Below are 17,233 nucleotides of genomic sequence, written 5' to 3'. Positions count from 1 at the left end.
CCCCGTGCGCCCCCGTGCGCCCCCGCCCGTCCTTCACCCTGCTCCGGCCGCTGCCGGGGCCGCGCCCTGACCCCCCTGAAGGAGCCCATCGCCCATGGGAAAGCGCCGCAAGCCCAGCCCTCCGAGCCGGGCACGCCTGGCGGTCCTCACGACGGCCGTGGCCGGCGGCGCGGTGTTCGGCGCCGGCACCGCCAACGCCGAGCCCACCCCCAGCCTCGCCTCCGTCAAGGAGCAGGTGGAGCAGCTCAACGAGGAGGCCGAGCAGGCCATCGAGCGCCACAACGGCTTCCAGGAGAAGCAGCAGAAGCTCCAGGGCGAGGCCAACCGGATCCAGGAGAAGGTGGCCCGCGGGCAGGAGGCGATGAACGAACTGCGCACCCGGCTCGGCGCGGTGGCCGCCGACCAGTACCGCAGCAACGGCATGGACCCGTCCTTCCAGCTGATGCTCGACTCGGACCCGGCGGGGTACCTGGAACGGGCCGCGGTGCAGAACCAGGTCGCCGGCTCCCAGGCCGACCTGCTGAAGCAGGCCCAGGGCGAGCAGCGCAAGCTCGACCAGGACCGCGCCGAGGCCACCGCCACCCTCGCCGCGCTCGACTCGGTCGGCGCCCAGCTGGCCGAGCAGAAGAAGGACATTCAGACCAAGCTGGCCGCGGCCCAGGCGATGCTCAACAAGCTCAGCGCCGAGGACCGCGCCAAGATCAACGCCCAGCAGTCCGCCGAGAAGGCCAAGGCCGAGGCCCAGCGGGCGGCCGCCACCGACCGCGCCTCCCGCTCCGCCGAGCGCCCCGACATGAACGCCCCGGCGCCGCCAGCCGGCGGCCGGGCCGCCGCCATCGTCCAGTTCGCCTCCGCCCAGCTCGGCAAGCCGTACGGCTGGGCCAAGAGCGGCCCCGCCAGCTTCGACTGCTCCGGGCTCACCAGCTCCGCCTACCGCGCGGCGGGCGTGACGATCTCCCGGACGTCCCAGGCGCAGTGGAACGACGGCCCGCACGTCGACCGCGCCAACCTCCAGCCCGGCGACCTGGTCTTCTTCTACAACGACCTGCACCACGTCGGCCTGTACATCGGCGACGGCAAGATGATCCACGCCCCGCGCACCGGCAAGAACATCGAGGTGCTGCCGATCTCCGCGATGCCGTACATGGGCGCCGTCCGGCCGTAGCCGGCCCGGCGGGTCCCGCCGGGCCGGGACACCGCGCGTCCCCAAGGCCCGTCGGGCCCCGAAGCCCGTCGGACCCCGAAGCCCGTCGGACGTCGGGCCCGTCGGTTCCTACGGATGCGGCGCGCAGGCCAGCAGGTAGGGCAGCAGCGGGGCCGCCAGCACGGCGGTGCGCCAGGCGAGCCGGTCGCGCCGGTGGGCCGGGCCGGGCCGGGCCAGCCGCTGGACCCGGGCCAGGACGCCGGTGGAGGCCACCGCCAGCGCGGCCTCCGGGGGCCCGGCGGACGTGGCCAGGACGCAGAGCGCGGAGGCCAGTTCGGTGCGGGACGCCCGCGCCAGCGCCGCGTCGTCGGCCGCCATCTCCAGCAGCAGCGCCACCTGCGCCCGCCCGAGCCGGGCCAGCGGCAGCCGGCCGAACAGCAGCGCGAAGGTGTCGGCCGGCAGCCGGAACAGGTGGTGGCGGCCCCGGAGGTGGCCGTGCTCGTGGGCCACGGCCGCCGCCAGCTGCCGCTCGTCGAGCAGGCGCAGCGCCCCGCGGGACAGCACCACGCGGGAGCGGCGGCCCGGCAGGCAGTAGACGGTGGGCCGGGCGTGCTCCAGCACCAGGGCGTCCCAGCGCCCGTCCCGGACGGCGACCACGTCCAGCAGCGCCCGGTGCCGCCGCCGCACCCGCCCGGCGCGCACCCCGACGGCCGCCACCACCGTGCCGGGCACGGCCCCGGCGGCGGCCAGCAGCCACCAGTCGTGGGTGTGCGGGAGGACGGGCCCGGTCGGCTCGGTGTGCGGGAAGAGGCCGACCAGACCGGCCGGCTCGCGGGCGAACGGCTCCACCGTGTGGTGCGCCGCGAGCAGCAGCGCGACCAGGAACGAGGCCATCAGCGCCAGCCAGAGCGCCGCCGCGGCGGTCGGCCGGGTCTGGAGCCGCGCCTGGAGCCGGGCGGAACGGGTGAGCCACCGGGGCAGCAGGGCCCCGGTCACGGCCAGGTGGAGGCCGAGCAGCGCCAGGGTCACGCGGTGCCCCGGTCCTTCACCTGCTCCAGCGCCGCCAGCAGGGCGGAGGCCTCGTCACCGCTGATCCCCTCGACGAAGTGCAGCAGTGCGCCGGCCCGGTCCGGGGTGGTCTCCAGGGCCTGGTGCATCAGCTGCGCGGTGTACGCCTCCCGGGTGCAGGCCGGCTCGTACACCCAGGCCCGGCCGACCTTGTCCCGGCGCAGCCAGCCCTTGGTGTGCAGGATGTCGGCCACCGTGGTGACGGTGGTGTACGCGACGGGGCGCTGCCGCTGCAGGTCGTCCACGACCTCGCGCACGGTGGCCGGCCGGCCCCAGGACCACAGCCGGTCCATGATCTCGGCCTCCAGATCGCCGAACCCGCGCAGCACCGCCGAGCCCTCCCTCGTCACCCGCGGACGCCTTCCGCCCGCCGAACCCGCCCATGGTACGGGCGCCCGGTGCGGGGCGCCCGCCGACTCCGGCGCACGGCAGCGGCGCGCGCCCGCCCCCGGCGGACGGGGACGGGCGCGCGGGGACGGACCGGAGGGGACGGCCGGCCGTTCAGCGGCCGGTCAGGAGAGCCGCCGGCCCAGCCGGACCCGCGACCGGGTGAGCAGCGCCGCGAGCAGCCCGGCCAGCACCGGCAGCACCAGGGTGATCAGCAGCAGCTGCCCCCACGGCGCGGTGATCAGCGCAGGCTTGGCGCCGACGCCGCTCGCCCGGGACTTCAGCAGCCCCACCGCCGGGACGAAGCCGTTGACCGCCCCGAGCAGCGCCCCCAGCAGGGCGATCAGGGCGCACTGCAGGCCGGCCAGGGTCCGCCGGATGCCGGGCGGTGCGCCGACGGCGGCCAGGGTGGCCTGGTCCTGCCGGGAGTCGGCGGCGGCCAGGCCGGTGGCGATCCCGGCGGCGCCGAGGACGACCAGGGCGGCGAAGCCGCCGAGCGCGAGGGTCTGGGCGTCACCCTTCGGCTGGTAGCCGCGTTCCACGTCCAGCTGGGCGGCGCGGTCCAGGCGGATCGCGGCGGCCTCGGCGCGCTGCTGCGCCTTGCGGTCCGGCGGGGTGGCGGGCAGCCAGAGCGAGCCGGTCGGTCGGGCGTCGAGTCCGAGGGCGGGCAGCGCGGAGGGGAGCACCAGGGCCTGGCCGTAGCGGGCGGCGTCCGGGGCGTCGACGAGGGTGGCGTCGACGGTGACCTCCTGGAGGTCCGGCTTGGGGATCTCGCCGGGCTTGAGCGGGGCGCCGCCGCCTCCGCGCAGCTCGAGCACGGCCTTGCCGTCGCCGGCCAGCAGCTCGGGCGCGAAGACGAGGACCCGGCCGGCGGCGAGGGCCCGTTCGGCGGCCGGGTCGTGGACGCCGAAGCGGGCGCGCAGCACGGTGGCGTCGCCGGCGGCCAGCCGCGGCGGGCCGGTGGGCGTGCGCTGCTGCCCGGTGTCCTTGAGCTGGACGAGGCTGGAGCAGTTCGGGCAGAACCGGTAGATCGCGTCGGCGAGGTCGGCGCGCGCGCCCAGCCCGGTCAGTTCGCGTTCCGTCTCGGAGCGCAGCCGGGCGAGCTGGTCGCCGTCGGCGACGGAGCTCAGCTGGACGGCGCCGTACGGGGCCTGCGGCCGGTAGTCGCGCCGGTTCTCGGCGTCGGTGCTGGTGGTGTAGACGCCGATGGCGACGGAGCCGGCCACGGCGGCCATCACCGCGGCGATCGCCGGGGCGGTGCGCGAGCGGTGCCGGGCCGAGTCGCGCAGGGCGAGCCGGGCGGTGAGCGGCATCCGCCGGGCGGCCCGGCCGACCAGCGCGACCAGCACCGGCGTGCAGGCGAGCAGGCCGAGTTCGGCCGTGACGGAGCCCGCCAGCACGGTGAGCGTGCGGGTGTCGTAGGTGCTGACCACGGGCAGGCCGCGCGGCACCGAGGCGGCGCCGTAGAGCGCCAGGGCCGCTCCGGCGGCGAGCATCAGCAGGCCGAGGACGGTGACCCGGCGATTCGGGGGGCGCACGGTGTCGCGGTCGGCGAGTCCGGCGGTGATGCTTCGGCGGGAGGCCTGGAGGGCGGGCAGCGCGGCGGCGAGGAGGGCGGTGGCGAGCCCGATCCCGGCGATGGCGAGCAGGTCCAGCGGCGGCGCCGCGAAGTGTCCGAAGCGGGAGCCCCCGATCCGCTCGATCCACGGGCGGAGCGCGGCGACCAGTCCGATGCCGGCGGCCACGCCGACCGCCGCGCCGACCAGTCCGAGGACGAGGCCGCCGCCGAGCACCACCGCGCCGACGTGCGACCGCCGGCCGCCGGCGGCGCCGAGCAGGGCGAGCTGACGGCGGGCGCGGCGGGCGCCGACCGCGAAGGCGGGCCCGGCGAGCAGGGCGACTTCGAGCAGTCCCATGCCGGTGACGGTGGCCACCACGACCTTGGTGGTGTTGCCGGCCGCGGCGTCGGCGGTGCGGTACGCGTCCCGGTAGTAGGGGACGGCGCCGCGCGGCGGCGGGTCGAGCGCGACCGAGCGGGCGGTGAGGGTGAGGCCGTGGGCGTTGAACTCCTGCACCTTCGCCCAGTCGAGGCGGGCCCCGGCCGGGAGGCGGACAAGCCAGGCGCCGGGCCCGGCGTCCCGCCGGTCGCCCCCCGGTGCTCCGGCGGCCGCCCCGGTGGGTTGCGCGGGCGGTGCGGCGGCGGCCAGCTGGTCGATCAACCCGCCGGGGAGGGCGACGAGTTCGACGCGGCCGAGGTCGCCCGGGTGCTCGACGACGCCGGTGATGGTGAGGGTCGTGCCGGGCAGCCCCTGGAGGGTGGTGGTGGCGCCGGTCGCGAGGCCTGCGCGGTCCAGGAAGGCCCGGGTGGCGGCGACCTCGCCCGGTGCGCTCGGGGCGCGGCCGCCGGTCAGGTCGAGCCGGCCGTGCCAGATCGGGTCGCTGAGGTCGGCTTCGGCGAGGAGGGTGCGGACCAGTCCCTCCGGCGAGGTCGCCCCGGTCTCCGGGCCGGAGCGCGCGGGGGTGAGGGTGCTGCCGGGCGGCAGCAGGGCGGTGGCCAGGGCCAGCGGGCCGGTGGTGGCGGCCCTCTGCTGTTCGGCGGTCGGTGCCGCGCCCTCGCGGGGTCCGACGGCGAGGCTGCCGTCCTCGGCGATCGGGGCCTGTTCGACGGTGCGGCCGGGGGAGTGGGCGGTGACCAGGGCGTCCGCGCCGCCCACCACCCGCTCGACCCGTTCGGCCGGGCTGAGCTGTCCGCTGCGGTGGACGACGTCGGCGCCGGTGACGCCGAGGACGGGCAGCGCGATCATGGCCGCGATCAGGGCGCTGCGGCCCTTGGCGCGGACGGCGTCGCGGCGGGCGATGCGCAGCGTGACCCGCCACGCGCCGAGCCTCATCGGGCCGCTCCCCGGACCTCGCGGCCGACCAGTGGCCGGACGTCGGAGCCGCGCACGGTGGTGGTGGCCTCGACCGCGCCGTCCCGGAGGTGGACGACGCGGTCGGCCCAGCCGGCGTAGCCCGCTTCGTGGGTGACCATCATGGCGGCGGCGCCGGCGTCGCAGCGGGCGCGCAGCACGGCGAGGACGGCCTCGCCGGTGGTGGAGTCGAGGGCGCCGGTGGGTTCGTCGGCGAGGACGAGGCGGCGGTCGCCGATCAGGGCGCGGGCGATGGCGACGCGCTGCTGCTGGCCGCCGGACATGTCGTCGGGGAAGCGGTCGGCGAGCTCGGGGATGCCGAGCTCCTCCAGGGCGGCGTGCGCCTCGCGGCGGGCGGCGCGGGCGGAGAGGCCGTCGAGTTCGCGGGGCAGCGAGACGTTCTCGGCGGCGGTGAGCGCCGGGATCAGGTTGTAGTCCTGGAAGACGTACCCGATGGAACGCCGCCGCAGGTCGGCGAGTCGGCGCCGGCCGAGGGTGCCGAGGGTGACCCCTTCGACGACCACCTGGCCGCTGCTGGGGGCGTCCAGGCCGCCGGCCAGGGTGAGCAGGGTCGACTTGCCGGAGCCGGACGGGCCCATGACGGCGACGAACTCGCCGGGTCGGACGGCGAGTTCGACGCCCCTGAGGGCGTGCACCTCGGCCGCGCCGCGGCCGTGCACCCGGGTGACGTCGGCCAGGTGCAGGACCGGCGCGGGACTGTTCGGATCGGTGTGGGACACACTTCCCCCTCGTGCGCTGTTCAGCGGAATATGTCGCTGAACTATATATGCCGGAGACGCGAGCGTGTAGGCGGTCCGGGTCGGTCAAGGTTCTACAAAGGTGTAAAAGTTCGGCCCCGGAACCGCCCCCGGGCCGCTGAAGAGGGGCTATGCTTGCCGAGGTTTGCAAGGCACCTCGTTCGGTGAGGCGTCTTCACGGACACAGGCCACTGACCCGACGACGTCGAGAGACGCCCAGGTTCAGGACAGGTCTTCCCGAGTTAAGGGTTGACCCCAAGTGGCTTCCGACCCGCCGGGCCGGACACGCCGTGGAGTGCCAAAGCTCTGACGAGTTGGGGTGTGCCGGTCCCGTCGCGGGCGCCGGTCCGCTCCTTGCCGTGTCGCGATGCGGCGCACGTACGGTGCGCCCCCGGCCGGGAGGAGGCGAGAGACATGGACTGCAGTAGTCCGGGCCACAGTCGCCCCCGCACCCGCATGCTCTCGATCACCTCCGGCACGCGCTGACCGACCCCCCTGTCGCACACCACCTCTGACGTTTCGTCAGGCGCCCGACCGCGCCCTGACGCAGGCGATCGGACGCACCGTCATGCCCGCACGGCCGCCGCCGCTCAGCGCCGCCGTGCGGTCCGGTGCCGTGCCCGCAGGGGCCCCGCCGCATGCCCCGGCCCGCCCCCGCGCAGGGGGCAGGGAGGACCCGTCATGACCGACACGATGCTCGACCCGACCGTCCCCACCGCCCGCACCGCCGTGCTCGACGACGCCCACACCGGCGACATCAAGGGCGCGCTCGGCACCATCCGACTCGACGACACCACCCCGCGCCACGCGCTCTCCGCCCGCTTCAGGACGCTGCTCGCCGTCATCGGCCCCGGCCTGATCGTGATGGTCGGCGACAACGACGCGGGCGCCTTCTCCACCTACGGGCAGGCCGGCCAGAACTACGGCACCCAGCTGCTGTGGACGCTGCTGCTGCTGGTCCCCGTGCTGTACGTCAACCAGGAGATGGTGCTGCGGCTCGGCGCCGTCACCGGGGTCGGCCACGCCCGGCTGATCCTGGAGCGCTTCGGGAGGTTCTGGGGCGCCTTCAGCGTCATCGACCTCTTCCTGCTGAACGCGCTGACCCTGGTCACCGAGTTCATCGGCGTCACCCTCGCGGCGGGCTACCTCGGTCTGCCGAAGGCGGCCTCGGTGGTGCTGGCCGCCGCCGTCATCATCGCCTCGGCCTTCACCGGCTCCTTCCAGCGCTTCGAGCGGGTCGCCGTCACCCTGTGCGCGGGCTCGCTGCTGCTGGTGCCGGTCTACTTCCTGGTCCACCCGAAGACCTCACAGATGGCGCACGACCTCACGGTGCCGGGCATGCCCGGGGGTTCGGGACAGCTCGCGGCCGTGATGCTGGTCATCATCTCCATCGTCGGCACCACCGTGGCCCCCTGGCAGCTGTTCTTCCAGCAGTCGTACGTCATCGACAAGCGGATCACCCCGCGGTTCATGACGTACGAGAAGGTCGACCTGTGGATCGGGATCGTCGTCGTGATCGTCGGCGCCGCCGCGATGATCGGCATCACCGCCGCGGCCTTCGCGGGCACCGACGGCGCGGGCGGGTTCTCCGACGCCGGTGCGGTGGCGCGCGGCATCGAGGCCAGGGCCGGCCACCTGGCGGGCGTGCTGTTCGCCGTCGCGCTGCTGGACGCCTCGATCATCGGCGCCTTCGCCGTCTCGCTCTCCACCGCCTACGCCATCGGCGACGTCTTCGGGATCCGGCACTCGCTGCACCGGGGCGTCAAGGGCGCCAAGGGCTTCTACGGCATCTACGCCGGGCTGGTCACCGTGGCCGCCGCGATCACCCTGCTGTCCACCGAGTACACCCAGGGCCTGATGACCCAGTTCGTCCAGGTGCTGGCCGGCGTCCTGCTGCCCTCCGCCACCGTGTTCCTGCTGCTGCTCTGCAACGACCGCGAGGTGCTCGGCCCCTGGGTCAACGGGCCGCGGACGAACGCCTTCACCTCGGCCGTGGTGGGCGTCCTGGTGATGCTGTCGCTGATCCTCACCGCCTCCGTGGTCTGGCCGGGCATCAGCTCGCGGGCGATCCTGTGGATCATGACGGGCTGCGGCGTGGCGGGCGTCCTCGTCGCCGGGTACGCCTTCGCCGCGGGCCGCCCGGCCGGCGCGGAGGGCCCGGCCGAGCGCACCGGCGGCCGGGGGCGCCCGGGGCCGGAGGCCAGGGGCGAGTGGCGGATGCCGCCGCTGGACACCCTGGCGAAGCCGGTGATGTCCACCACCCGCAAGGTCGGCATGGGCGCCCTGCGCGCCTACCTGCTGCTGGCGATGGTGATGGTCATCATCAAGATCGTCCAGACCGCCCTGGGTCACTGAGTCCAGACCGCCCCGGCGGGCGGGCAGCAGCCCGCGGCCCGTCCGCCCCCGAGCGAAGGAGGTGCCGTCGTGCACACCCTGACCACCGTCGACTTCCTGGTCCGGCTCGCCACCGGTATCGCCTGCGGCGCGCTGATCGGCATCGAACGCCAGTGGCGGGCCCGGATGGCCGGCCTGCGCACCAACGCCCTGGTCGCCGCCGGGGCGACCCTGTTCGTCCTGTACAGCGAGGCCGTCGTCGACGTCGGCAGCCCCACCCGGGTCGCCTCCTACGTCGTCTCGGGCATCGGGTTCCTCGGCGGCGGCGTCATCCTGCGCGACGGAGCCGGCGTCCGTGGCCTCAACACGGCGGCCACCCTGTGGTGTTCGGCGGCCGTCGGGGTGCTCGCCGCGGCCGGCAAGCTCGAACTGGCCGTCCTCGGCACCCTGGCCGTGCTCGCCGTCCACCTCGTCCTGCGCCCGGCCGGGCGGCTGCTCGACCGGGCGCCGCAGTCCGGCAGCGACCCGGACTCCACCAACCGGGCCACCGTCCACGTGGAGTGCGAGCGCACCTCGGAGACCCACATCCGCGCCCTGCTGCTGCAGGCCCTGGCCGCCTCCGGCCTCGCCCCCACCGGTCTGCGCGCCCGGCGCGCCGACCACGGGGAGGCCACCAGTCTGCGCGCCACCGTCGCCGTCACCGGACAGGTCGCCCCCGCCCTCGAACAGGTCGTCAGCCGGCTCTCCCTCGAACCCGGCGTCCGTGACCTGCACTGGCACCTGGAGGAGGAGCCCGACGACCCGGACCGCCCGGCGCTCGCCTAGGGCGCGTCTTTCGGATCACGCCAGGCGGTCGCCGCCGGGGCACGCACTCCCCCAGCCTTCGGCCGGGGGTACCCCCACGCCGGCTTCTCGTCAGTCGCCGATGCTCCGCATGGACTCCCTCCTCGGCGCCGCCGATGCACGCACCCCAACGACGCCCGCTGATCCGACGTGATCCGAAAGACGCGCCCTAGCACGAGCCCGGCGACCGGGACGGCCCGCGGAGCGGAGGTACCGTCACGCCAACGACCCAGCACCGACACCGGGAGGTCCGATGCCCACACCCGACCCCAGGCACGGACCGCTCGTGCCGATGCTGCTGGTGCTCACCCTCGTCACCGGCGTGGTGGACGCGGTCAGCTACCTCGAACTCGGGCACGTCTTCGTCGCCAACATGACCGGCAACGTGGTCTTCCTCGGCTTCGCCCTGGCCGGCGCCCCCGGACTCTCCGCCACCGCCTCGCTGGCCGCCCTCGGCGCCTTCCTGCTGGGCGCGCTGGCCGGCGGCCGCCTCGCGGAGCGGCTGCCCGGCCACCGCGGGCACCTACTGAGCACGGCGGTCACCGCGCAGGCGGTGCTCGTCGCGGCGGGCACCGTCCTGGCGGCCGTCGCCGGGCACGGCTCCGACCCGGTCCGCTACACCCTGATCGGCCTGCTCGGCTTCGCGATGGGCGGGCAGAACGCGGTGGTGCGCTCGCTCAAGGTGCCGGACCTGACCACCACGGTGCTCACCATGACCATCACCGCCCTCGCCGCCGACCGCACCGGGCCGCGCCGGCTGGCCTCCGCGGCCTGGATGTTCGCCGGTGCGCTGCTCGGCGCCGTGCTCGTCCTGCACACCGACGTCCCCGCCGCGCTGGCCCTGGCGGTGGCCCTCCTCGTCCTGGTCGCCGCGCTCACCCACCGGGCCGCCCGGCCGCACGCCGCGCCGCCCGGCTGGACCGACCCGCTCTGAGGCGCCGGCCCGGGCCGCATCAGGGCAGTTCGGGCCAGGTCGGGCCGAGTCATGGCGTCGGGTCAGTCGTCCTGGCGGTGGCCGGCGCGGCCGCTCCAGAGGGGTTCGAGGCGGGCCCAGTCGCGGCTCCAGGCCTCGTCGGTGCGGCGCTCCAGCGTGTGCAGGCGCAGCCGCAGGGCGAGGACGAGCAGGGCCAGCAGGGCGAGCAGGGCGCCGAGGCTGGTGCAGGCGGCCGAGACGGCGATCGCGGTGTGGTCGAGCGGGGGCCCGGTCGGCTCCCCGGCCCGGTCGACCCAGACGGGCAGCACCGACCCGGCGGTGGTCGCGCGCGGCGCCTGGACGGTCCCGGTGTGCGGGACGCCGTCGGGGGACGTCCAGCGGGCCTCGACGTCGACGCGGTCGTGGTGCCTGCCGCCGAAGCGGCTGCCGGAGACGGCGCGGTGGTCCTCGGGGACGCTCAGCACGACGGCGTCCACGACGCGCAGCAGCCCGCGGTCGGCGTCGGCCCGGGGAACGGCGGTCCGGTAGCCGACCAGGGCGCCGCCGGCGGTCAGCGCCAGGGCGAGCAGCGCCCCGAGGAGGGCGGCCAGCCAGGCGCGGGAGCGGGCCCGGTCGACGGGCCGGAGCAGGGGGTCGGTTCCGGCGCCGAGGGCCCACCGCAGCCGGCGGCCGGTTCGCCGCAGGGGCGAGGCGGGCCGGGCCGGGCGCGGTGAGTCGGGCACGGTGACGGCTCCTCAGTGGCGTCGGGGCGGAACGGCGGTGGCGCCCGCCGGAGTTCTTCACCCAATCTCCCCCGGTGGACGCCCGGGCACAAGAGTCGTGCGGGCTCGTACCACCGGGACCATCGGGACCACCGGCCCGGGCCCGCGCCGGACGGGCCGGGACCACCGGAGCGGTCGAGGGCCGCCCGCATCCGGGACGTTCGGCCCTCGGCAGCCGGTGCGCGTCCGGGGCAGGCTTGGTCCGGCCGCCCCCTCGTGCCGGGGCGCGGCCGGGTCCGGTCGACCGTGGGGGTGCCGGGCCGGGTGCGGTGCAGGGGTCGGACGTGGGGCCGCCTCCTGCCCGCCCGCACCCTCTCCTCGGTGTTTCCGCAGCTCATGGGCGTATTCTCGCCAGCTATACACTCGGAGTATACGCCTGGGGTATGGTCTCCCCATGAGTGTTCCTTTGACCCTGTTGGGGCTGCTGGAGCGAGAGCCGAGCCACGGCTACGACCTCAAGCGCGACTACGACGAGTTCTTCGGGCGGGGGAAGCCCCTGCCGTACGGTCAGGTGTACGCGACCCTCGGCCGGCTGGCCCGGGACGGCAAGGTGGTGGCCGGCGAGGCCGAGCCCGGCGACGGGCCCGAGCGCAAGCGCTACGTGATCACCGAGGCGGGGGTGACGGAGTTCGAGACCTGGCTCAAGGACCCGGTCGCACCCGAACCCACCCTGCAGAGCACGCTGTTCACCAAGGTGGTGCTGGCCCTGATGCTGGGCCGCGATGCCGAGGAGTACCTGGACACCCAGCGCGCCGCCCACCTGCGCCGGATGCGCGAACTCACCGAACTGCGCCGCAGCGGCGCCCTGGTGGACGCGCTGCTCGCCGACCACGGGCTGTTCCACCTTGAGGCGGACCTGCGCTGGATCGACCTCACCGCCGCCCGCCTGGACGCGCTCGCCGAGGCGGTGCGCCCGTGACCGCCGTGATCGAGGCCCGCGACGTCACCCTCGCCTTCGGCGAGACGCCCGCCCTGCGCGGGGCCAGCCTGTCCGTGGCGGCCGGCGAGGTGCTCGCCGTCATGGGCCCCAGCGGCTCGGGGAAGTCGACCTTACTGCACTGCCTGGCCGGCATCCTGGTGCCGGACGCGGGCGAGGTGCACTTCAACGGGCAGCGCCTGGACACCATGCCCGAGTCCCGACGCAGCGCCCTGCGCCGGGACGCGTTCGGCTTCGTCTTCCAGTTCGGCCAGCTCGTGCCGGAGTTGACGGCGGAGGAGAACGTCGCCCTGCCGCTGCTGCTGAACGGAGTGCGGCGGGCGTCCGCGCTGGCCGAGGCCCGGCCCTGGTTCGCCCGGCTCGGCCTGGACGGCATGGAGCAACGCCGCTCCGGTGAGCTGTCGGGCGGTCAGGCCCAGCGCGTCGCCCTGGCACGCGGCCTGGTGGCCCGTCCGCAGGTGCTGTTCGCCGACGAGCCGACCGGCGCGCTGGACTCGCTGACCGGCGAGCAGGTCATGGAGCTGATGGTCGACTCGGCCCGCGAGCAGGGCACCACCGTCATCCTGGTCACCCACGAGCCGCGGGTCGCCTCCTACGCCGACCGCGAGGCCGTCGTGCGCGACGGCCGGGCCCGGACGATCTCCGCCGGCGCGGTGGTCCGGTGATCCTCTTCTCGCTCCGCCTGGCCGTCAGCGGCGGCCGCGAGGCCGTCGCCCGCCTGGTCATGATCGCGGCCGCCGTGGCGATCGGCGTCGGCCTGCTGCTGTCCACGCTCGCCGGCGTCAACGCGATCGGCAAGGCCAACGAGCGCCAGCACTGGATGAACACCGGGACGAAGAGCCGCACCGACACCGCCCCGGTCGACCCGCTCTGGTGGTACGCCCACGACGACTACTACCAGGGCCGGAGGATCTTCGAGGTCGACGTCGCGGCCACCGGGCCCACCTCGCCCGTCCCGCCCGGCCTGGACCGGCTGCCGGCGCCCGGCGAGTACTACGCCTCACCCGCACTGGCGAAGCTGCTCCGCGGCGTCCCGGGCGTCCAGCTCGCGGACCGCCTCCCGGGCCGGTCGGCCGGCGTCCTGGGCGACGCCGCACTGCCCTCCCCGGACACCCTCACGGTCATCGTCGGGCGCACCGCCGAGGAGGTCGCGGCCGCGCCGCGGGCCACCCGGGTCACCACCATCGCCACCGGCGTCCCCGCCGAGTGCGACAGCGACTGCTACGGCGAGGGCGTGCGCGGCGACGCGATGACGCTGATCCTCTCCACGGTGGCGGGCGCGCTGATCTTCCCGGTGCTGATCTTCATCGGCACCGCGACCCGGCTGTCCGCCGCCACCCGCGAGCAGCGCTTCGCCGCGATGCGGCTGGTCGGCGCGACCCCCGGGCAGATCTCGGTGGTCTCGGCGGTCGAGTCCACGGTGGCCTCGGTGATCGGCACCGCCGCCGGCTTCGGCCTCTCCTACGCGCTGCGCCCGCTGGTGGCTGCCGTGCCCTTCACGGGGGACCGCTTCTTCGCCGGCGACCTCGGGCTGGGCGCGCCGCAGGCCCTCGGGGTGGCCCTGGGCGTGCCCGTCGCCGCGGCGCTGGCCGCCCGGCTCGCCCTGCGCCGGGTCACCATCTCGCCGCTGGGCGTCTCCCGGCGGGTGACGCCGAAGCCGCCGCGGGCCTGGCGGCTCGTCCCGCTGGCGCTCGGCCTGGTCGAGCTCGGGGTCTTCGTGGGCCACCGGCCGGCCACCACCAACGGGCAGACCGCCGCCTACCTCACCGGCTTCCTGCTGGTGATGCTCGGGCTGGTGGTCGCCGGACCGTGGCTGACCATGGCCGCCGCCCGGGCAGTGGCCCGGCGCACCAGCCGCCCGGCCGCGCTGATCGCGGTGCGCCGGCTCGCGGACGACCCGAAGGCCGGGTTCCGCTCGGTGGCGGGCCTGGTGCTGGCCCTGTTCGTCACCACGGCGACGGTCTGCATCATCGGCACCATCAACGACAACCGCGGCGCTCTGAGCGGCGATCCGAAGACCCGCGCCTCGGTCGTCCACACCTCCCGGGACATCCTGGACCCGCAGGCGATCGACCGGGTCTCCGACGGCCTGCTGGCGGACGCCCGGGCCGTCCCCGGCTTCCGCGGGCTCGCACTGGCGCACACCAACCCGACCGGGGTCGGCCGGGACCCGTCGGACCCGCCCCGCTTCGCACCGGCGCTGGTGCTCTGCTCGGAGCTGGCGCAGGTGCCGGTGCTCGGCCACTGCGCCCCCGGGGCGAGCGTCGCGGCCGTCCCGGTGTTCCAGTTCGTCAGCCTGCACGCGGCGGCCGAGGAGCAGGAGTGGCCGGCCGTGCCGGTCCCCGCGGAGGAGGTCGCCGGGCTGCCGGTGAAGATGATCTACGCGACCACCGACGGCTCGTCCGCCGCGATGGAGCAGCTGCGCACCCTCTTCACCAGGGCCTATCCGACCTTCCAGGCCCGGATGGTCCAGGACTGGGGCACCGCCTTCCAGAAGGAGCTCGCCGGTTGGCGCCAGCTGGCCGACGTGGTGCTGCTGACCACCCTGCCGATCGCCGGCTGCAGCCTCGCGGTCAGCGTGGTGGCCGGACTCTCCGACCGCCGCCGGCCGTTCGCGATGCTGCGGCTGACCGGAGCCCCGCTGGGGCTGCTGCAACGGGTGATCGGCCTGGAGAGCGCGCTGCCGCTGCTGCTGGTGTCGGGGGTGGCCATCGGGACGGGCTTCGCGGCGGCGGCCATGTTCCTCAAGTCGCAGATGGAGTACGACCTGGTGTCGCCGGGCGCGGTCTACTACGGGCTGACGGCCTTCGGGCTGGTCGCCTCGCTGGGGATCATCGCCTCGACGCTGCCGTTGCTGAAGCGGATCACCGGGCCCGAGGCGGCCCGCAACGGCTGACGGCCGCCACGGCCGGGGTCGTCCCCGCGACGGCTGACCCGCCGTGGGCGGACCACGCCCCCGCGACGGCCGGTGCCCCGGGACCACAGGGGAGTCCCGGGGCACCGGCGCGTCCCGTGCCCGGACGGCCGCGGCGCGCCGTCAGCCGACCGGGTAGCCGTGCGTCCCCGGGCGGCGGGTGACGCCGGCGCCCGGCAGCCAGCTGTCCAGCACCAGCCCGGACGGGTAGAACATCGGCTCCGGCAGGGCGTCCACCGGGAAGCGCTCCCAGCCGCCGCAGGCGTGCGGCTCGGTGACGACGGCCTCGGCCAGGCTCGGCGGCGCCAGCACGGCGGCGGTCAGCCGGGGCCGGCCGAGCTCGTGGTCGAGCAGCAGAGCGAGCACCCGCATCTCCCCGGCGGCCAGCACGATGCCGGTCTCCTCGGCGAGCTCCCGCGCCGCGGTCTCCTCGAAGGACTCGCCCGGATCGACCTTCCCGCCCGGAAGGCTCCAGGTGGGCGGTTCACCGGCGGTGGTCCGACGGCCGATCAGGACCCGGCCGTCGCCGGTGGGCACGATGATCCCGGCGCCGAGCAGCGGTGCGTGGGTCAACTCGCGTTCTCCTTCGGTGGTCACCAGTTGGAGCGGTCGTAGTCCTTGAGGAAGCAGCCGTACAGGTCCTCGCCCTGCTCACCGCGGACGATCGGGTCGTACACCCGGGCGGCGCCGTCGACCAGGTCGAGCGGGGCGTGGAAGCCCTCGTCGGCGAGACGCATCTTGTCCGGGTGCGGCCGCTCGTCGGTGATCCAGCCGGTGTCGACGGCGGTCATCAGGATGCCGTCGGCCTCGAACATCTCCTGCGCGCTGGTGCGGGTGAGCATGTTGAGCGCGGCCTTGGCCATGTTGGTGTGCGGGTGGCCGGCGCCCTTGTAGCCGCGGTGGAACACGCCCTCCATCGCGGAGACGTTGACCACGTACTTGCGGCGCGAGGCCGAGGCGGCCATCGCCGGACGCAGCCGGCTGATCAGGATGAACGGCGCGGTGGAGTTGCAGAGCTGCACCTCCAGCAGCTCGATCGGGCCGACCTCGCTGACGGTCTGCACCCAGCTGTTGGTGGGTGCGAGGTCGGGCACCAGGCCGCCGGCGTCGATCGCGGTGCCGGCCGCGATCCGGTCGGGCGTCGCCGAGCCGGTGACCAGGGCCAGCGAGGTGACGTCCTCGGCGGCCATCCGCCGGTCGTCCTCGCCCGCCTGGTGGGGGAGCGCGGGCAGGTCGACGCTGCCGCTGCCGAACCGCCCGATGGTGGTGGACTGCGGCAGTTCGCCGGCCGGCAGCGGCGCGGACTCGGCGGCGATCAGCTCGCGGTAGGACTCCGGCGGGCGCCGGACGGTCTGCGCGGCGTTGTTGATCAGGATGTCCAGCGGGCCGTCCGCGGCGACCTCGTCGGCGAGCGCCAGGACCTGGGCCGGGTCGCGCAGGTCGATGCCGACGACCTTGAGGCGGTGGATCCAGTCGGCGCTGTCCGGCATCGCGGTGAAGCGGCGGATCGCGTCGTTGGGGAAGCGCGTGGTGATGGTGGTGTGGGCGCCGTCGCGCAGCAGCATCAGCGCGATGTACATCCCGATCTTGGCCCGGCCGCCGGTGAGCAGCGCGCGCTTGCCGGTGAGGTCGGCCCGGGCGTCCCGGTGGGCCCGGTTCTTCGCCGCGCAGGGCTGGCACAGGTTGTGGTAGAACGCGTCGACCTCGACGTACCGGCCCTTGCAGGTGTAGCAGGAGCGGGGCCGCTCGAGGATGCCGGCGATCTCGGTGGTGGTGGCCGTGGTCAGACCGAAGGCGCCGGCGGTCTCGTCGTCGATCCGGGTGGGGGCGCCGGTGGCGGTGCGGGCGGTCACCGCACGGTCGTTGGCGGTCTTGCGGGCCCGGGTCTCCTGGCGGCGGCGCTGCTTGAGGGTGCGGAACACCCCGCCGACGGCCTGGCGGACGGTGATCGCGTCCGGGTGGTCGACGTGCAGTCCGTCGAGCTCGGCGAGCACGTCCAGGCAGAGCCGCAGGCGCTCGGGGTCGAGGCCGGGACCGTAGTCGATCTCCTCCTCGGTGTCCGTGCCGCCCTGGTCCTGCTCGATGTCCACGCCCGCCGTCATGCCTGTCGCCGCTTCCCGATCGCCTCGCCGTTACCGCGTGAATGCTACGGGAGTGGCCCCGGCCGGGGCGAAAGGCCGATCTTTTGGATGATCCTCCATGTCTACGCGCGGAGCTTTGATCATGGTTTGTGCACAGCGCCAG

At 75.3% G+C, this 17,233-nt stretch carries 14 protein-coding genes and 1 riboswitch; of the genes, 7 read left to right on the top strand and 7 right to left on the bottom strand.

What is annotated here, in order from left to right; genetic code table 11:
- Window positions 1-94 precede the first annotated feature (94 nt).
- Window positions 95-1,165 carry an NlpC/P60 family protein gene (locus ACIA8Q_RS14455; RefSeq protein WP_387899857.1) on the top strand — a complete coding sequence of 357 codons (1,071 nt, stop codon included), beginning with the start codon at window positions 95-97 and terminating at the stop codon, window positions 1,163-1,165.
- A gap of 108 nt (window positions 1,166-1,273) precedes the next feature.
- Here the strand turns inward: ACIA8Q_RS14455 and ACIA8Q_RS14450 are convergent, their stop codons facing one another.
- The 4 genes from ACIA8Q_RS14450 to ACIA8Q_RS14435 all read right to left on the bottom strand — a co-directional run bounded on the left by ACIA8Q_RS14450 (window position 1,274) and on the right by ACIA8Q_RS14435 (window position 6,248).
- Complete coding sequence (locus ACIA8Q_RS14450) at window positions 1,274-2,173, bottom strand: M56 family metallopeptidase (protein WP_360214776.1); 900 nt, start codon at window positions 2,171-2,173, stop codon at window positions 1,274-1,276.
- Window positions 2,170-2,538 (bottom strand): BlaI/MecI/CopY family transcriptional regulator, encoded by a 369-nt coding sequence (locus ACIA8Q_RS14445; protein ID WP_360214927.1) that lies wholly within the window; start codon window positions 2,536-2,538, stop codon window positions 2,170-2,172. Before ACIA8Q_RS14445 ends, ACIA8Q_RS14450 begins: the two co-directional genes overlap by 4 nt.
- A 186-nt stretch (window positions 2,539-2,724) precedes the next feature.
- Window positions 2,725-5,490, bottom strand: coding sequence for an FtsX-like permease family protein (locus ACIA8Q_RS14440; protein WP_360214773.1), 2,766 nt, complete (start codon window positions 5,488-5,490; stop codon window positions 2,725-2,727).
- Window positions 5,487-6,248 carry an ABC transporter ATP-binding protein gene (locus ACIA8Q_RS14435; RefSeq protein ID WP_387899851.1) on the bottom strand — a complete coding sequence of 254 codons (762 nt, stop codon included), beginning with the start codon at window positions 6,246-6,248 and terminating at the stop codon, window positions 5,487-5,489. Before ACIA8Q_RS14435 ends, ACIA8Q_RS14440 begins: the two co-directional genes overlap by 4 nt.
- Before the next feature lie 167 nt (window positions 6,249-6,415).
- Window positions 6,416-6,592, top strand: a riboswitch (M-box (ykoK) riboswitch).
- Window positions 6,593-6,947: 355 nt separating this feature from the next.
- Here ACIA8Q_RS14435 and ACIA8Q_RS14430 point away from each other — a divergent pair.
- From ACIA8Q_RS14430 to ACIA8Q_RS14420, 3 genes are all read left to right on the top strand, one after another.
- Window positions 6,948-8,621 (top strand): NRAMP family divalent metal transporter, encoded by a 1,674-nt coding sequence (locus ACIA8Q_RS14430; protein ID WP_360214767.1) that lies wholly within the window; start codon window positions 6,948-6,950, stop codon window positions 8,619-8,621.
- A gap of 69 nt (window positions 8,622-8,690) precedes the next feature.
- Window positions 8,691-9,425: an MgtC/SapB family protein gene (locus tag ACIA8Q_RS14425; protein WP_360214764.1), complete on the top strand. Its 735-nt coding sequence runs from the start codon at window positions 8,691-8,693 to the stop codon at window positions 9,423-9,425.
- 271 nt (window positions 9,426-9,696) lie between these two features.
- Window positions 9,697-10,377, top strand: a complete 681-nt coding sequence (locus ACIA8Q_RS14420) for a YoaK family protein (protein WP_360208137.1) — start codon at window positions 9,697-9,699, stop codon at window positions 10,375-10,377.
- 62 nt (window positions 10,378-10,439) lie between these two features.
- Here ACIA8Q_RS14420 and ACIA8Q_RS14415 read toward each other — a convergent pair whose 3' ends face one another.
- A complete protein-coding gene (locus ACIA8Q_RS14415) occupies window positions 10,440-11,099 on the bottom strand; it encodes a hypothetical protein (protein ID WP_360208135.1) in 660 nt (219 codons plus the stop codon).
- A 433-nt stretch (window positions 11,100-11,532) separates the two neighbouring features.
- Between ACIA8Q_RS14415 and ACIA8Q_RS14410 the strand changes: the two genes are divergently transcribed.
- Genes ACIA8Q_RS14410 through ACIA8Q_RS14400 form a run of 3 tightly spaced genes read left to right on the top strand, consistent with a single transcriptional unit; the run spans window position 11,533 to window position 14,971 of the window.
- The gene (locus ACIA8Q_RS14410) at window positions 11,533-12,057 is read left to right on the top strand and encodes a PadR family transcriptional regulator (RefSeq protein ID WP_360208132.1); all 525 of its coding nucleotides are present in this window, start codon (window positions 11,533-11,535) and stop codon (window positions 12,055-12,057) included.
- Window positions 12,054-12,740: an ABC transporter ATP-binding protein gene (locus ACIA8Q_RS14405; RefSeq protein ID WP_360208129.1), complete on the top strand. Its 687-nt coding sequence runs from the start codon at window positions 12,054-12,056 to the stop codon at window positions 12,738-12,740. The genes ACIA8Q_RS14410 and ACIA8Q_RS14405 overlap by 4 nt, the downstream gene beginning before the upstream one ends.
- Window positions 12,737-14,971 (top strand): FtsX-like permease family protein, encoded by a 2,235-nt coding sequence (locus tag ACIA8Q_RS14400; RefSeq protein WP_360208126.1) that lies wholly within the window; start codon window positions 12,737-12,739, stop codon window positions 14,969-14,971. The genes ACIA8Q_RS14405 and ACIA8Q_RS14400 overlap by 4 nt, the downstream gene beginning before the upstream one ends.
- Window positions 14,972-15,112: 141 nt before the next feature.
- Here ACIA8Q_RS14400 and ACIA8Q_RS14395 read toward each other — a convergent pair whose 3' ends face one another.
- Entirely contained in the window at window positions 15,113-15,562 is a 450-nt protein-coding gene (locus ACIA8Q_RS14395; protein WP_360208124.1) for an NUDIX domain-containing protein, read from the bottom strand.
- Window positions 15,563-15,582: 20 nt separating this feature from the next.
- Window positions 15,583-17,091 carry an SDR family NAD(P)-dependent oxidoreductase gene (locus ACIA8Q_RS14390; RefSeq protein WP_387899845.1) on the bottom strand — a complete coding sequence of 503 codons (1,509 nt, stop codon included), beginning with the start codon at window positions 17,089-17,091 and terminating at the stop codon, window positions 15,583-15,585.
- Window positions 17,092-17,233 lie beyond the last annotated feature (142 nt).

This window comes from Kitasatospora sp. NPDC051705 (assembly GCF_044453265.1).
Taxonomy (GTDB): Bacteria; Actinomycetota; Actinomycetes; order Streptomycetales; family Streptomycetaceae; genus Kitasatospora.
This window is presented reverse-complemented; position numbering and strand designations above follow the sequence as displayed.

Bases quoted from the DNA above. Each gene is read 5' to 3' on its own strand.
- ACIA8Q_RS14430 (WP_360214767.1), top strand. From the start codon at position 6,948: ATGACCGACACGATGCTCGACCCGACCGTCCCCACCGCCCGCACCGCC.
- ACIA8Q_RS14440 (WP_360214773.1), bottom strand. From the start codon at position 5,490: ATGAGGCTCGGCGCGTGGCGGGTCACGCTGCGCATCGCCCGCCGCGAC.
- ACIA8Q_RS14420 (WP_360208137.1), top strand. From the start codon at position 9,697: ATGCCCACACCCGACCCCAGGCACGGACCGCTCGTGCCGATGCTGCTG.
- ACIA8Q_RS14455 (WP_387899857.1), top strand. From the start codon at position 95: ATGGGAAAGCGCCGCAAGCCCAGCCCTCCGAGCCGGGCACGCCTGGCG.
- ACIA8Q_RS14410 (WP_360208132.1), top strand. From the start codon at position 11,533: ATGAGTGTTCCTTTGACCCTGTTGGGGCTGCTGGAGCGAGAGCCGAGC.
- ACIA8Q_RS14390 (WP_387899845.1), bottom strand. From the start codon at position 17,091: ATGACGGCGGGCGTGGACATCGAGCAGGACCAGGGCGGCACGGACACC.